Here is a 15409-nt window from a genome sequence, read left to right as displayed (position 1 = left end):
CCGTTCCTGGCCTGTGGAGGTTGATAACATCGGGTACGGGATCGATAACGTCGCGCTGCGGTCAAACTGCCAGTAAACTGCGTTCCTATTCCTGAACCACTCTATTCCAGAGGTTTTGCATGACAATCAGTCCTTTTGCGGGCAAACCGGCGCCGGCAGAATTGTTGGTCGACATCCCGCGACTGGTCACGGCCTATTACACCGGCCAGCCTGATGCCGCCATCTCTACCCAGCGCGTTGCCTTTGGCACGTCCGGCCACCGCGGCAGCTCGTTCGACCTGAGTTTCAACGAATGGCACGTTCTGGCGATCAGCCAGGCGATCTGCCTGTACCGTGAAGCCCAAGGCATTGATGGCCCGTTGTTCGTCGGCATCGATACTCATGCATTGTCCACGCCGGCCGGTGCCAGCGCCCTGGAAGTGCTGGCGGCGAACGGCGTTACCGTGATGATCGCCGAAGGCGATGAGTACACGCCGACCCCGGCGATTTCCCACGCCATTCTTTGCTACAACCGTGGCCGTACTTCCGGCCTGGCGGACGGCATCGTCATCACGCCGTCCCACAACCCGCCGCAAAGCGGTGGCTACAAATACAACCCTACCAACGGCGGACCGGCCGATACCCACATCACCAAGTGGATCGAAGCCAAGGCCAACGAACTGCTGAGCAACAAGTTGGCCGGCGTCAAACGCATCAGCTACGAGCAGGCGCTCAAAGCCAGCACCACGCACCGCCACGACTACCTCAACACCTACGTCGCCGACCTGATCAACGTGATCGATTTCGATGCCATCCGTGACGCCAAGCTGCGTCTGGGCGTGGATCCGCTGGGTGGAGCAGGGGTGCGCTACTGGTCGGCGATTGCCGAGCATTACCGTCTGGACCTGGACGTGGTCAACAAACAGGTCGATCCGACATTCCGTTTCATGACAGTCGACTGGGACGGACAGATCCGCATGGACCCTTCCTCCAGTCACGCCATGCAAGGCCTGATCGGTCTCAAAGAGCGCTATGACGTAGCGTTTGCCTGCGATCCGGATCACGACCGCCATGGCATCGTGACGCCATCCGGTGGTTTGCTTGCGCCGAACAGTTACTTGGCGGTGTCCATCGATTACCTGTTCCAGAACCGTCCGCAATGGCGCGCCGACGCTGCCGTGGGTAAAACCGTGGTCAGCAGTGGCTTGATCGATCGTGTGGCCAAGCGTCTGGGACGGCGCCTGTACGAAGTGCCGGTCGGCTTCAAATGGTTTGCCGACGGTCTGTTTGACGGTTCTCTGGGCTTTGGCGGCGAAGAAAGTGCCGGCGCATCGTTCCTGCGCAAGGACGGCGGCGTCTGGAGCACCGACAAGGACGGCTTGATTCCGGCCTTGCTGGCTGCAGAAATGACCGCTCGTACCGGCCGCGACCCAAGCCAGGCCTACCGTGCGTTGACCGATGAACTCGGCGAGCCGTTCTCGGTGCGCGTCGATGCCAAGGCCAACCCTGAGCAGAAAGCCTTGCTGAGCAAGCTGTCGCCTGATCAGGTCACCTCGACTCAATTGGCCGGTGAAGCGATCCAGAGCATCCTCAGTCATGCCCCGGGCAACGACCAGGCCATTGGCGGCTTGAAAGTCATGACCGAGAACGGCTGGTTCGCGGCGCGTCCTTCCGGGACCGAAGACATCTACAAAATCTACGCCGAAAGCTTTGTGAGTGACGACCACCTCAAGCAGTTGGTGGCAGAGGCTCAAACGCTGGTAGACGGCGCGATTTCCGCGAAATAAAAGAAGGCCCCATCGCGGGCAGTCCCGCAATCATAAAAAAGGGCGACCCTATGGTCGCCCTTTTTTTGTCCGGCATTTACAGCCTCAAGCCAGGTCCACCAACACGATTTCACTGTCCTCGATCGCCGTGACGCGCAACACCTGCTCGTCGGCCACTGCGACACCGTCTCGAGCTTGTGCACGCAAGCCATTGACTTCAATGACGCCAGTGGCGGGAACCAGGTAAGCACGGCGGCCTCCATCCAAGTGATATTCGGCTGTCTCACCAGCTTTCAGGTTCGCTGCCACCAACCGCGCGTCAGCACGAATCCGCAGACTTTGATCATCACCGGCCTTGCCACTGGCGAGCGTCACGAACCCTTCGCGCTGGCCTTTGGGGAAAGGCCTTGCGCCCCAGGACGGTGCCAGACCGGACTCATTGGGGATGATCCAGATCTGGAAGATCTTGGTTTCGCTCGACTCCAGGTTGTATTCGCTGTGGGCGATGCCGGTGCCCGCACTCATGACCTGAACGTCACCTGCTTCGGTACGCCCCTTGTTGCCAAGGTTATCTTCGTGGGTAATGGCCCCTTCACGAACATAAGTGATGATTTCCATGTCCCGGTGCGGGTGTTTCGGAAACCCGGTGCCAGCGGCAATCACATCGTCGTTCCAGACGCGCAGGTTGCCCCAGTTCATGCGTTTGGGATCGTGGTACTCGGCGAACGAAAAGTGGTGATGCGCATCCAACCAGCCATGATGGGCGCCGCCCAGGGAGTTGAAAGGTCTGAGTTCAAGCATGATCGTCTCCTGAAAAGGTTCGTCATGGGGCAGAGCGCCTGAGCCACGAAACAAGAACCGGTGGTTGATGAGGAGCATCTTCTATCAGTCACCAATCGATAAAAAGCGTAAAAAGTGCCTCAATATGATCGGATTAATCGATGTTAAATAACCTCGAAATAGTCTCATCCAGCCTTCACTTCATCGTATAAGCCAATGACCTGTAAGCATTTCACTAGAACTCAAAGGCAAATACAGACACCATAACCGCAACAGCCTCACACCCTGGAGTCAGTCCGCGTGCCGCAACACACCCCCGATCTTCCTCCCGAACTCCGTCCGCTGGCCGAGATGCCTCTGCTCAAACGCTTGGCCGCCCGGTTCTTTGGCCATGGCCTGACCCGCTTGCGCGCTCAGCACCGCGCTTCCTGGCTGCACGGGCAAGCTGACGGTTTTCGCAGCGGGCACAGCGCCGGGGTGGATTACGGCTATAAAGAAGGAAAGCTCGACGGACTGGAAGAAGGTCGGCAAGTGCTGTTGATCCGCGATTCGCGCTCGACCGAACACCGGCCGCCCAACGTCGATGACTATCTGTTCGATGATTGGCGCTTGCCACTGAGCGCCGAAGTGAAGAAACGCATGAAGGCCGATGTCGCCCGCTTGCTACCACCGCATGCGCAACCCAGCGCCGCCCAGTGGAAGATGATTTTCAGCGACACACCTTCGACCTCGGTGATCGCCGGGGCTGGTGCGGGCAAGTCAACGACGCTGGTGTTGCGTATTTTGCTGCTGACCCATTACCTGGGTTTCGAGCTGGGTTCGATGACCGTGGTGACCTTCACCCGTGAGTCGCGCAAAGACTTCATTAATAAGCTGGTCGAGCTGTTTGCCCTGTGGGGGCGAGTGCTGAGTCTCAAAGAAGCGCGAGACCTGGTGCGCACCTTTCATTCACGCATCCTGCCAATGGTTCGCAGCCTGCCGGGTTTCGAACGCCTGCAAGCATTTGAAAACCTCAGTAGTCGCCCACAGATCGGCGATGAAGAGGTCGACAGCAATCCTTTCGACCTGCGAATCAACGACGCTCAGCGCCAGCAGCTCAACGCCTGTTTCCACAGCCTGCACAGCCGCGATGAGCGCTTTCGCGAACTGATCAAGCCTTTGTCTCGGCATGCCTTGCAACTCAAGGAGCTGGAACGCGATCACCCCGATGTGCAGAAGCGCATGGCGGTGACCGAGTTGGCTGCCAAACGTGATGAAGAGCTGTGCGACACAATCGAAGACCTGTGGTTTCGCGCTGGCGCCTGGCCAATCAAGGGTATCGAACCGAATCGACAGACATTCGACATCAACGGCTCAACGTTCCATTGCCACGGTTACATCCCGACCCTCGACGCCTGGGTGGTGTTGGGGTTCGACCCTGCGGAAAATCCGCAGCTCAGCCGTCCGAATGCCAAATTGACGGTCCGCGCAGAATGGGCTGTGAAGCGCACCCTGTTTCAAGCTTTCTGTCGTAAGCCTTTGATATGGCTTGATAGTTATGAGTCTTCAAAGCGCGTATTAGCCTCCCTGGCCGGTGACGCAAGCGCCGGGCCGGGCTTCGACTATAAGGTCAAAGGCGAGCTCGGATCGGCGCCGTTGCTGGACTGTTTTGTTGCAACCGCCGGGTTTATCGAAAACCTGGGGCTCGACGTGCCGAATGCAGTGGGCCAGATGAGTTTTGCCAAAGACGACCCGGACCGGTTTTTCTTCGAGGCCTTGAGCCTGTTCTGGCGTGCCCTGGAAGATCATCTGCTCGATCAAAAGCCACCGGTGATGACCTACAACCGAATGTTTGCCTTGTTCAGCGAGCATTCGCCGGAAAACCTGAAACTGCTGAGTGATGAGCAGTTAAGGCCTTTGTCGCATTTGATGATCGACGAGTTTCAGGACGTTTCGCCGCAAATAGTTTCCTGGATTCGCGCCAGCCTGGCTGAAATCCGCAGTCGCGGCCCGGCGATGCACGTTGGCCGTGGGGCGCAGCATTCATCGTTGCTGTGTGTCGGCGATGACTGGCAGTCCATTTATGGCTGGCGTGGCAGTTCGCCGACGTATTTCATGGAGTTCAACAAGCAGTTCCTGTCGCCGAGCACCACCAAGGTGATGCTCAGCGACAACTATCGCAGCCATCAATACATCATCGATGCCGCCGAGCACATCGTCCGCGCAGCACCGGCGATCGCAGGCAAGAAGGCAAAGGCGAGCGGCGAAGCCAAGGCTGTGCTGCCGGTGAATGTCCTGGATCGTGACGATCAAGGCATGGCCCAGCGCTTGATCGAGCACTACCGGCGGGGTGATTCAATCTTGATGCTCTATCGAAAAAGTAGCGATAAGCTATTGATAGAACAGCATATTCAACCTGTAGTTAATGTTGATTCTAGTTTGCCGTACGAAGCGCGCCGACTTAAACAGCTGACCTATCACAGCGCCAAGGGCCTGCAAGCGGACGCGGTTTTTCTGCTGGGTGATTGTCAGCACCTGACACTTTCGCCTTACAAGAACCAGGTCTACCGCATGGCTGGCCTCGGCAAGGCAGGCGACACTGAGCCGTATGACAACGCGCAGAAAGACGAGATTTTGCGCCTGGCCTACGTCGGCATCACGCGGGCAGTGAGTCACTGCTACTGGTATGTCGACGATCAGGACACGCAGGCTGCGAACATGCCCAAGGCGTCTGATCGCATCGGCAAGGGCAAGCCATTCTTCGCCGATCATCGTCAGGGACAAACCCCAGGCTGACTCCGCCGCCCACAAAAAAAGCCCACATAATGTGGGCTTTTTTTTGTGGGATTGACCTTCAGGCGTAACTTCTGAGGGCCACTGGTGGAATGAAAGACTCAAGCTCGTCTTCGACGGCTTCGATTATTCGCTCTACATCCGCGGCATTCATGACGGTTGCGCAAGGAATGCCTGCAATGGCGATCATGGTCTCGCCACTGGCGCGGTCGAACAGACGGGCGATCATGCTGCCCGGCGCATCCATGCTCGCCTCGAATCCCATGGGATGAAAATGCCAGCGCATCAGCTGGCAGGCGTTTGGAAACGTTACTTTGCTGAACGATCCTTTATTCATATGTTGCCCGCCTTCTTCATCGAGCGCTTCCATTAGCTCATGTTAGGAGGGAAGAACCTTCAATGGTTCAACCGGTGACTGCCTTTAAAAGTAGCACCGAGATGTGAAAACCATGTGATTTTTTTCAGTCCGTTTGGCGATTGGCGGTGGTTTTTTTGATGTGGGTCAATTGTCGGAGTGGTTTGGCGCTGGGCTGATTCTGCCCACTCATTGATGCTGAGACAGAACTTCGGCAAGCTCGGCTTTTTTTCGTCGAGTCATTTATGCACGCCGATGATGATGGCCCGCTGCAAGCCCAGGCCACGGGCGAGACGGTCATGCGCTACCACTTGTGCTGGAAACACCGTGATCTGGACGGCGTGATGGCGCTTTATCACCCGGACATTCAGTACAACGACTTTTTCCAGAATCGGGTCATGGGGCTCGACGAACTGCGTCAGTACGTGCGTGACAGCATGCCGCGCAACCCGGACGAAGCGCTTGAACACTCGGATCGCATTCGCCTGGACGGCAACACCGCGTTTATCCAGTACCAGATGACGTTGCGCGGCAGCGAGGGGCTGGTGTCGTTCCGTTCCAGCGAGGCGATTACGGTGCGCGACGGATTGATCTGGCGCGTCAATGAATACGCCTCGCTGGTGCGTGAACAGGCGCAAAGCCACACGGCCGCGAATGTGCGCCCGGCAGCCAGTCGCCTGGGGCTTTCACCGCGGCAGCTGAGTTTCATGGCGCAAGACCTGCAACAGTATTTCGAGCGTCAACAGCCTTATCTGGACCCCGAGCTCGACCTGCAGCGGGTGGCGAAAGAGTGCGGCTACAGCCGCAACCAGATTTCGTACCTGCTCAATCAGGTGTTGGGCCAGAGCTTCTACCGCTACGTTAACCGGGCGCGCCTGCAACATTTGCTCGCCGCGCTAAACGCTGCCACGCCGCCCGTGCGCGTCGATGAACTGGCTTTCGCCGCCGGCTTCAATTCGTTATCGGCGTTCTACACCTGTTTCCGCCAACACACGGGCCTGTCACCGAAGGCCTACGCCAAACAAATTTCTTTGCGTGCACGCGCGCAAGACAGCCCCTGAGCCCACGCACTAGGATCGACGCCATCGAAGTTTGAGTGGCGGAGTCTGGCATGTCGGCGTGGCGCACGATCAGTTTGTGGATGGATCAACTCGACGAGCCTTTGCTGGCACGTCCCGCGCTGGAGCGCGATCTGGACGTCGACGTGGCGATCATCGGCGCGGGTTACACCGGGCTCTGGACCGCGTATTACCTCAAGCGCCTGGCACCCAGCCTGGATATCGCCATCGTCGAAGCGCAGACCGCTGGCTTTGGCGCATCGGGTCGTAATGGCGGCTGGTTGATGGGCAACCTGCTGGGCGAAGATCGCCTGCTGGCCGGCTTGCCCCCTGAACAGCGCCGCGCGTCCTTCGATTTGCTGCACGAAATTCCAGATGAGGTGGAAATTGTCCTCGAACGTGAAGGCATCGACTGTGATTATCTGAAAGGTGGGGTGCTCTACTGTGCAGCTCGTTATCCCGAGCAGGAAGCCAGCCTGCGCCACTATCTGGACAAGCTCTACAGCCAGGGCCTGACCGAAAGCGACTATCGCTGGCTCAGTCCGGAGCAACTGGCGCAACAGATCAGAGTTGCCAAGCCTTATGGCGGTATCTATGCACCGCACGTTGCGACCATTCACCCGGCAAAGTTAGTGCGAGGGCTGGCCAGAACGGTGGAGCGCATGGGCGTCAAGATTTATGAAAACAGCGCGGTCACCCAGTGGCAGTCGGGGTCGTTGCGTACCGACAAGGCGCAGGTCCGCAGTCGCTGGATCGTCCCCGCCGTAGAAGGGTACGCAACGACGTTGCCGCCACTGGGCCGCTATCAGTTGCCGGTGCAAAGCCTGATGGTGGCTACCGAGCCGTTGTCCGCCGCGACCTGGGACGAAATCGGTCTCAGCCGTGGCCAGGCATTCAGCGAAAGCAGCCGCCAGGTCACTTACGGTCAGCGCACGGCGGATAACCGGTTGGTGTTCGGCGCCCGTGGCGGTTATCAGTTTGCCGGCAAGCTGCGGCACGACTTCGATTTGACCACCCGCGAAGTGGAGCTGCGGCGCTACCTGTTCAGCGAGCTCTTCCCGCAACTCAGGAACGTGCGGATCACCCATGCGTGGGGCGGCAACCTGGGCATGTCCCGACACTTCAAACCGCACATGCTCTGCGATCACGCCAGCGGCATTGCCTTGTCCGGCGGTTATGGCGGGGAGGGCGTCGGTGCCAGCAACCTGGGCGGCAGAACCCTGGCCGATCTGATTCTGCAGCGTGATACCGAATTGGTCCGCCAGCCGTGGGTCATGTCTCAAGGCGGTCTCGACACGCTCAGGACCTGGGAACCGGAACCCTGCCGCTGGCTGGGCTACAACGCGATCATCCGCAGCTTCGTCCACGAAGACCAGACCCTGGCCAACCCGGCCACTGCCCCGTGGCGGCGCAAGCTGGCCAGCAAGGTGGCGGGGTTCATGGAAGGTTTCATGCAGTAAACAGCGCTTCTCACACCACAGGTACTCCCATGGGCATCACGCAATTCAAAAACACCGCAACCTTGAAACTGCAAGAGTCGAACCCGGTCGCCGTTCCATTGGGAACGCCCGTGGCAGTGGCCTCGACCACCAGCGTCGAACGCGACGATGGCGTTGAAACCGGTGTCTGGGAATGCACGCCCGGACGCTGGCGGCGGCAGATCGTCGCCCAGGAATTCTGTCACTTCATCCAGGGCCGCTGCACTTTCACCCCGGACGACGGTGAAACCCTGCACATAGAAGCCGGTGACGCACTGATGTTGCCAGCCAACAGCACCGGTATCTGGGATATCCAGGAGACCGTGCGCAAGACCTACGTTTTGATTTTCTGATTTTTTGAATTTTGATCTTTTGATTGCCTGCCAGCCCAATAAAAAGCACAACAGCCCATACAGGAATCGACTCATGATCCGAAAGACACTGACTCTGGCACCCCTTGCGCTCGTTGCGTCACTCAGCCATGCGGCCGAGACCGTCAAGATTTACAACTGGTCCGACTACATCGCCCCGGACACCACCAAAAACTTCCAGAAAGAAACCGGCATTGCCTTCAGCTACGACGTCTACGACAGCAATGAAACCCTCGACGGTAAGTTGATGACCGGCAAATCCGGGTATGACGTGGTGTTCCCATCCAACCACTTCATGGCCCGGCAGATTCAGGGTGGCGCGTTGAAGAAACTCGACAAGAGTCAGTTGCCGAACTGGAAAAATCTCAACCCGGTATTGCTCAACGCTTTGCAAACCAACGACCCCGGTAACGAACATGGCTTCCCGTACCTGTGGGGCAGCACTGGCATTGGCTACAACATTGCCAAGGTCAAAGCCGTACTGGGTGACAACGCGCCGTTGGATTCCTGGGATCTAATTTTCAAGCCCGAGAACATGGCCAAACTGCAAAAGTGCGGCGTGGCGATCCTCGACAACGGCCCGGAGCTGCTGCCGGCCGCGCTGAACTACCTGGGCCTGCCGCATCACAGCAAAAACCCGGAAGATTACAAAAAAGCTGAAGCGTTGCTGATGAAGGTTCGGCCGTATGTCAGCTATTTCCACTCGTCCAAATACACCAGCGACCTGGCCAATGGCGACATCTGCGTGGCCGTCGGCTTCTCTGGCGACATCCTGCAAGCCGAGAACCGCGCCAAAGAAGCCAAGAACGGCGTGGACATCGGTTACGCGATTCCCAAGGAAGGGGCCGCGATCTGGTTCGACATGGTCGCCATGCCCGCCGATGCCCCGGACGACAAGGCCGGCTATGCCTTCATGAATTACCTGCTGCGCCCCAACGTCATGGCCGACATCAGCAATTACGTGCACTACGCCAACGGCAACGAGCAGGCTGACAGCCTGATCGACCCGGCCATCAAGAACGACACCAAGGTTTATCCGAGCCCGGAAATGATGGGCAAGCTGTTCGCACTGGAGGCGATGCCGCTGAACATCGACCGAATCCGCACGCGGGTGTGGAACAAGATTCGGACGGGTAGCTAGGGGGCAGGCTGGCAATGCAGTAGATTCCGAGCCTCCTTTCAATGGTCAGGAGGCAATGGAATACCTTACTGCTTGAATGCTGGTCACCTTCGTATTGGCCGTTTTCCAAATCCCATCAAATATAAATAAACTGATATCAATTCGCTGGCACTGATACTAATAAGTCCGAAAAAATGAGACGCCTTAGCCATAAAACAACTTAGGCCTATTTAATATTTAAATACGCAGTTGTCAGACAATCTCCCCGAAGCGACCTATTTACAACATTATTTCGACAGCGCATGCATTGTTTCCGGGTACTTGCTGGAACAGCACAATTTGACGTCAAAAAAACAGTAGACGTTTGATTTCGAATTGTGTCAGTTTTCTTTCGCCTTCATTGGGCGAGTGATAGGACGATCTCGCCAGAGATTGTCGCTATCTGAAAAAAACTGTTCCATTGCTAAACAAGGAAGTGTGTTTATGTCGAAAGTAAAAGATAACGCTATCGGTCTTGCTGAACAGGCCTTTGCGCCATTGGCTGCTCCCAGTTCCGCTTACAGCCAGATCGACAGCTTCAGCCATCAGTATGACCGGGGTGGCAATCTCACGGTCAATGGCAAACCCTCCTATTCCGTCGACCAGGCAGCGACCCAATTGCTGCGCGACGGCGCTGCTTACCAGGACAAGGACGGCAGCGGCAAAATCGAACTGACCTATACGTTCCTGACCTCGGCGTCATCGAGCACCATGAACAAGCATGGGATTACCGGCTTCAGTCAGTTCAGCTCGCAACAAAAAGCCCAGGCTGTGCTCGCCATGCAATCCTGGGCTGACGTCGCCAATGTCACCTTTGCTGAAAAGGCCACGGGCGGCGACGGTCACATGACTTTCGGCAACTACAGCGGCGGTCAGGACGGCGCAGCGGCGTTTGCCTATCTGCCTGGCACGGGCGCAGGTTACGACGGTTCTTCGTGGTACCTGACCAACAGCAGCTACACGCCGAACAAGACGCCGGACCTGAACAATTACGGTCGTCAAACCCTGACGCACGAAATCGGTCACACCCTGGGCCTGGCCCACCCTGGCGACTACAACGCCGGTGAAGGTGCGCCGACCTACAATGACGCTTCCTACGGGCAAGACACCCGCGGCTACAGCGTCATGAGCTACTGGAGTGAAAGCAATACCAGCCAGAACTTCAGCAAGGGCGGTGTCGAAGCGTATTCGTCCGGGCCGTTGATGGACGACATTGCTGCGATCCAGAAACTCTACGGCGCCAACACCACCACCCGCACCGGTGACACCACCTATGGCTTCAACTCCAACGCTGGTCGCGACTTCCTGAGCGCGTCTTCGTCGTCGGACAAGGTCGTGTTCTCGGTCTGGGATGCGGGCGGCAAAGACACGCTGGATTTCTCCGGTTTCACCCAGAACCAGAAGATCAACCTCAATGAAGCCTCGTTCTCCGATGTCGGTGGCCTGGTGGGCAACGTGTCCATTGCCAAGGGCGCAACCATCGAGAACGCGATTGGCGGTTCGGGCAACGACCTGTTGATTGGTAATGGCGTGTCCAACGAGCTGAAGGGCGGTGCCGGCAACGACATCCTCTACGGCGCGGGCGGCGCGGACAAACTGTGGGGCGGCGCTGGGTCGGACACCTTTGTGTTCGCGGCCAGCAGCGATTCCAAGCCAGGTGTTGCCGACCAGATCCTCGATTTTGTCAGCGGCCTGGACAAGATCGACCTGACCGGCATCACCAAGGGCGCCGGCCTGCACTTCGTGAATTCGTTCACCGGTGCGGCAGGCGATGCGGTGTTGACCTCGTCGGGCGGTAACAGCCTGTTGTCGGTGGACTTCTCCGGGCACGGCGTGGCTGATTTCCTGGTCAGCACCGTTGGCCAGGCGGCGTTCTCGGACATCGCCGCGTAATGTGATGCGAAAAGGAGGGTGGCGCCGATGCGCTGCCCTCTGCGCAAAAAGCCTGCAAGCTGGAGTACAACAACCTATGGCTCATAAGGCCTTGATCCGTCGAACAACCGCGTGGCTTCTGGCGACGTTCATGATTTTCATTGGAGAGACCGCCATGGCAAGTAGTTTGAAATTGACAGATCCCTCGGAACTGGCCGGCAAATGGCAGGCAACCTTGAGTGCCAGGGATGACTCATCAGAGTCGCTGGCATTGCAGGACAAACCATCCAATGTGTGCGTCATCGACTTCCAGCTGAAGCAAACGCTGGGTGAAGGCGCAGATTGTTTAAGCGCATGGCTGGCGGGTGAAAAAGCGATCGGTTGGTTCACCGAGCCGGACGGTATTGCGATTACCGGTAACGAAGGTTCCAAGATTCTGTTTCTCAGCCGCCAGCGTGATGGTTCTTATGCAGCCACATTGAAATCCGCTCAGGTCATAACACTTGTGCGTCAGACGCAGTAATAAACAGACAGCAGCGAAAAGCGTGACAGTCATTATCGTGATAAGCACTAAACCAGATTAAAAGTTGTTATTGGTTTGTAAGCGCTAGTGCTCCAAACCTATAGCGGCTTCTGCACGAACAGTTACTGGAGACTTCGTCAGGTATGACGGGGAATAACACCTCAGGAAGAACCCATGAAGATGGCAAAGAGCCCAGCCACCGCACCACTATTCAAAGCCTTGGGCGACTACAAGAGCATCCTGATCAGCGTAGGGTGTTTCACCGCGTTAATTAACGTATTGATGCTGGTCCCGTCGATTTACATGCTCCAGGTCTATGATCGCGTGCTGTCTTCGCAAAACGAAACTACCCTGGCCATGTTGTCACTGATGGTGGTCGGGTTCTTTGCCTTCATCGGTTTGCTTGAGGTCGTGCGCAGCTTCATCGTTATTCGCATCGGCAGCCAGTTGGAGCGGCGCTTCAATTTGCGGGTGTATCAGGCCGCGTTCGAACGCAACCTGTTCAAAGGCGAAGGCAACGCCGGGCAATCCCTCGGGGACCTGACCCACATTCGCCAATTCGTCACCGGTCCTGCGCTGTTCGCGTTCTTCGATGCGCCGTGGTTCCCGGTGTACCTGTTCGTTATTTTCCTGTTCAACGTTTGGCTCGGCGTATTGGCCACCGCGGGCGCGGTGTTGCTGATCGGCTTGGCATGCCTCAACGAGGCGATGACTAAAAAGCCGTTGGGGGAGGCCGCGGGTTTTTCCCAGAAGTCCAGCCAACTGGCGACCAGCCATCTGCACAATGCCGAAACCATCCAGGCGATGGGCATGCTCGGGGTGTTGCGCAAGCGTTGGTTCCAAGTGCACTCGCGCTTCCTCGGTCTGCAGAATCAGGCCAGCGACACCGGCGCCGTCATCAGCTCCCTGAGCAAAACCTTGCGTCTGTGCCTGCAATCTTTGGTGCTGGGCCTGGGGGCGTTGCTGGTCATCAAGGGCGATATGACCGCCGGGATGATGATCGCCGGGTCCATTCTGATGGGCCGCGTCCTCAGTCCCATCGATCAATTGATCGCGGTCTGGAAACAATGGAGCGGCGCCAAGCTCGCTTACCGCCGTCTTGATGCTTTGCTGCAAGCTTTTCCGCCGAGTGACGAGGCGATGGCACTGCCGGCACCGAAGGGGCAGATCACCTTTGAACAGGTCAGTGCGGGTCCGCCGGGGCGGCGCGCCGCGACCTTGCACATGGTCAATTTCAGCCTGGGCGCCGGGGAAGTCATGGGCGTGCTCGGCGCTTCCGGCTCCGGTAAATCGACCCTGGCCCGGGTGCTGGTCGGCGTCTGGCCAACCCTGGGCGGCACCGTGCGGCTCGACGGCGCCGACATCCATCGTTGGAACCGCGACGACCTCGGCCCGTACATCGGCTACTTGCCGCAGGACATCGAATTGTTCAGCGGCAGCATCGCCGAAAACATCGCCAGGTTTCGTGAAGCCGATCCGCAAAAAGTCGTCGAGGCCGCGCAACAGGCGGGCGTGCATGAGCTGATCCTGCGCATGCCACAAGGCTACGACACGGTGCTGGGGGAGGACGGCAGCGGTCTGTCCGGCGGTCAGAAACAACGGGTGGCATTGGCTCGTGCGCTGTACGGCAATCCAAGCCTGGTGGTGCTCGATGAGCCCAATTCCAACCTCGACACCGTGGGTGAAGCCGCCCTGGCGGGTGCCATCGCGCACATGAAGGCCCGGGGCACCAGCGTGATTCTGGTGACCCATCGTTCCTCGGCATTGGCCCAGGCCGACAAATTGCTAGTGCTCAACGAAGGCCGTTTGCAGGCCTACGGCCCCAGCCAAGAGGTGCTCAAGGCACTTTCCGGCGCTCAGGAACAGCAACGTGAAAAAACTGCGCAAGCACCGGGCGGGCTCAGCATGAGTCGCCAGCAGCAGCCCACGACAAGGAATTCGGGTGTATGAGCAGCACACGCATGAACACTGAAAACGAAGCGACGATGGAACACGATTACATCGCCGAACGCCCCGAGCGCGATGCGCGTTTCTTCGCCCGCATGGGCTGGATCCTGGCCATCGTCGGCGCGGGCAGTTTCTTCACCTGGGCCAGTCTTGCGCCGCTCGATCAAGGCATCCCGGTGCAAGGCACGGTGGTGGTGTCGGGCAAGCGCAAGGCCGTGCAATCGATGAGCAGCGGCGTCGTCAGCCGGATTCTGGTGCGCGAAGGCCAGGTGGTGAAGCTGGGCCAGCCGCTGTTCCAGCTCGACCAGACCCAGGTCGCGGCTGACGTGCAATCGTTGCAAGCGCAATACCGCATGGCCTGGGCCAGCCTGGCCCGCTGGCAGAGCGAACGTGACAACCTCAAGCAAGTGAATTTCCCCGCTGAACTGAGCAACGATCCCGATCCACGCCTGGCGCTGGTCCTGGAAGGCCAGCGGCAATTGTTCAGTAGCCGCCGCGAAGCATTTTCCCGCGAGCAGGCAGCCTTGCGCGCCAGTATCGAAGGTGCCGGGGCGCAACTGGCCGGGATGCGCCGCGCGCGCACGGACCTGACAGCACAGGCCAGTTCCCTGCAAAAGCAGTTGAGCAATCTGCAGCCCTTGGCGGACAACGGCTACATCCCGAGTAACCGGCTGATGGAGTACCAACGTCAGCTGTCGCAAGTTCAGCAGCAATTGGCGGAAAACGCCGGCGAAAGCGGGCGGGTGGAGCAGGGCATCATTGAATCTCGCCTGAAGCTGCAACAGCACATCGAGGAGTACCAGAAAGAAGTCCGCACACAGTTAGCCGACGCGCAACTCAAGAGCGTGACGCTGGAAGAACAATTGACTTCCGCCGGCTTCGATCTGCAACACAGCGAGATCATCGCCACCGCCGACGGCATCGCGGTCAACCTTGGGGTGCACACCGAAGGCGCGGTGGTGCGTCAGGGCGAAACCTTGCTGGAGATCGTGCCCCAAGGCACACGCCTGGAAGTGGAAGGGCACCTGCCGATCAACCTGATCGACAAGGTGGGCACCCACTTGCCGGTGGACATCCTGTTCACCGCGTTCAACCAGAGCCGTACACCGCGCGTCCCAGGCGAGGTCAGCCTGATCTCCGCCGACCAGATGGTCGACGAAAAAACCGGCGCGCCGTACTACGTGCTGCGCAGCAGTGTCAGCGACCAGGCGATGGAAAAACTCAACGGCCTGGTGATCAAGCCCGGCATGCCGGCGGAAATGTTCGTGCGCACCGGTGAACGTTCACTCCTCAACTATCTGTTCAAACCGCTGCTCGACCGGGCAGGCTCCGCGTTGACCGAGGAATAA

12 protein-coding genes are annotated in these 15409 nt (G+C 58.3%); 10 read left to right on the top strand and 2 right to left on the bottom strand.

The window, feature by feature from the left end; genetic code table 11:
• Positions 1-119 precede the first annotated feature (119 nt).
• Entirely contained in the window at positions 120-1766 is a 1647-nt protein-coding gene (gene pgm / locus BLQ41_RS21905; protein WP_090184207.1) for a phosphoglucomutase (alpha-D-glucose-1,6-bisphosphate-dependent), read from the top strand.
• Positions 1767-1850: 84 nt separating this feature from the next.
• Here pgm and BLQ41_RS21900 read toward each other — a convergent pair whose 3' ends face one another.
• Positions 1851-2546 (bottom strand): pirin family protein, encoded by a 696-nt coding sequence (locus BLQ41_RS21900; RefSeq protein ID WP_090188747.1) that lies wholly within the window; start codon positions 2544-2546, stop codon positions 1851-1853.
• Between the two features lie 279 nt (positions 2547-2825).
• Between BLQ41_RS21900 and BLQ41_RS21895 the strand changes: the two genes are divergently transcribed.
• Entirely contained in the window at positions 2826-5300 is a 2475-nt protein-coding gene (locus tag BLQ41_RS21895; RefSeq protein ID WP_090184204.1) for a UvrD-helicase domain-containing protein, read from the top strand.
• A 58-nt stretch (positions 5301-5358) separates the two neighbouring features.
• On the opposite strand, the gene BLQ41_RS21890 is transcribed toward BLQ41_RS21895, so the two are convergent.
• A complete protein-coding gene (locus BLQ41_RS21890; protein ID WP_090188743.1) occupies positions 5359-5634 on the bottom strand; it encodes a DUF1652 domain-containing protein in 276 nt (91 codons plus the stop codon).
• A gap of 263 nt (positions 5635-5897) precedes the next feature.
• On the opposite strand from BLQ41_RS21890, the gene BLQ41_RS21885 reads away from it, so the two are divergent.
• From BLQ41_RS21885 to BLQ41_RS21850, 8 genes are all read left to right on the top strand, one after another.
• The gene (locus BLQ41_RS21885) at positions 5898-6713 is read left to right on the top strand and encodes a nuclear transport factor 2 family protein (RefSeq protein ID WP_090184201.1); all 816 of its coding nucleotides are present in this window, start codon (positions 5898-5900) and stop codon (positions 6711-6713) included.
• A gap of 50 nt (positions 6714-6763) precedes the next feature.
• Entirely contained in the window at positions 6764-8170 is a 1407-nt protein-coding gene (locus BLQ41_RS21880) for an NAD(P)/FAD-dependent oxidoreductase (RefSeq protein ID WP_090184199.1), read from the top strand.
• Between the two features lie 29 nt (positions 8171-8199).
• Complete coding sequence (locus BLQ41_RS21875) at positions 8200-8541, top strand: cupin domain-containing protein (RefSeq protein WP_090184196.1); 342 nt, start codon at positions 8200-8202, stop codon at positions 8539-8541.
• 73 nt (positions 8542-8614) lie between these two features.
• On the top strand, positions 8615-9700 hold the full coding sequence (locus tag BLQ41_RS21870) for a polyamine ABC transporter substrate-binding protein (protein WP_090184193.1): 1086 nt from the start codon (positions 8615-8617) through the stop codon (positions 9698-9700).
• Between the two features lie 462 nt (positions 9701-10162).
• Positions 10163-11611 (top strand): serralysin family metalloprotease, encoded by a 1449-nt coding sequence (locus tag BLQ41_RS21865; protein WP_090184190.1) that lies wholly within the window; start codon positions 10163-10165, stop codon positions 11609-11611.
• Between the two features lie 76 nt (positions 11612-11687).
• Positions 11688-12113 carry an AprI/Inh family metalloprotease inhibitor gene (locus BLQ41_RS21860; protein ID WP_090184187.1) on the top strand — a complete coding sequence of 142 codons (426 nt, stop codon included), beginning with the start codon at positions 11688-11690 and terminating at the stop codon, positions 12111-12113.
• A gap of 174 nt (positions 12114-12287) precedes the next feature.
• Positions 12288-14063, top strand: coding sequence for a type I secretion system permease/ATPase (locus BLQ41_RS21855; RefSeq protein ID WP_090184185.1), 1776 nt, complete (start codon positions 12288-12290; stop codon positions 14061-14063).
• Positions 14060-15409, top strand: coding sequence for an HlyD family type I secretion periplasmic adaptor subunit (locus BLQ41_RS21850; protein WP_090184181.1), 1350 nt, complete (start codon positions 14060-14062; stop codon positions 15407-15409). Before BLQ41_RS21855 ends, BLQ41_RS21850 begins: the two co-directional genes overlap by 4 nt.

This window comes from Pseudomonas arsenicoxydans (genome assembly GCF_900103875.1).
GTDB lineage: Bacteria > Pseudomonadota > Gammaproteobacteria > Pseudomonadales > Pseudomonadaceae > Aquipseudomonas > Aquipseudomonas arsenicoxydans.
Note: the sequence above shows the minus strand (reverse complement) of the source record. Positions and strands in the feature narration are given on the sequence as shown.

Excerpts from the sequence above, each read along its gene's own strand:
- BLQ41_RS21900 (WP_090188747.1), bottom strand. The coding sequence starts at position 2,546 with ATGCTTGAACTCAGACCTTTCAACTCCCTGGGCGGCGCCCATCATGGC.
- BLQ41_RS21890 (WP_090188743.1), bottom strand. The coding sequence starts at position 5,634 with ATGAATAAAGGATCGTTCAGCAAAGTAACGTTTCCAAACGCCTGCCAG.
- BLQ41_RS21860 (WP_090184187.1), top strand. The coding sequence starts at position 11,688 with ATGGCTCATAAGGCCTTGATCCGTCGAACAACCGCGTGGCTTCTGGCG.
- BLQ41_RS21870 (WP_090184193.1), top strand. The coding sequence starts at position 8,615 with ATGATCCGAAAGACACTGACTCTGGCACCCCTTGCGCTCGTTGCGTCA.
- BLQ41_RS21885 (WP_090184201.1), top strand. The coding sequence starts at position 5,898 with ATGCACGCCGATGATGATGGCCCGCTGCAAGCCCAGGCCACGGGCGAG.
- BLQ41_RS21880 (WP_090184199.1), top strand. The coding sequence starts at position 6,764 with ATGTCGGCGTGGCGCACGATCAGTTTGTGGATGGATCAACTCGACGAG.
- BLQ41_RS21850 (WP_090184181.1), top strand. The coding sequence starts at position 14,060 with ATGAGCAGCACACGCATGAACACTGAAAACGAAGCGACGATGGAACAC.
- pgm (WP_090184207.1), top strand. The coding sequence starts at position 120 with ATGACAATCAGTCCTTTTGCGGGCAAACCGGCGCCGGCAGAATTGTTG.
- BLQ41_RS21855 (WP_090184185.1), top strand. The coding sequence starts at position 12,288 with ATGAAGATGGCAAAGAGCCCAGCCACCGCACCACTATTCAAAGCCTTG.
- BLQ41_RS21865 (WP_090184190.1), top strand. The coding sequence starts at position 10,163 with ATGTCGAAAGTAAAAGATAACGCTATCGGTCTTGCTGAACAGGCCTTT.
- BLQ41_RS21875 (WP_090184196.1), top strand. The coding sequence starts at position 8,200 with ATGGGCATCACGCAATTCAAAAACACCGCAACCTTGAAACTGCAAGAG.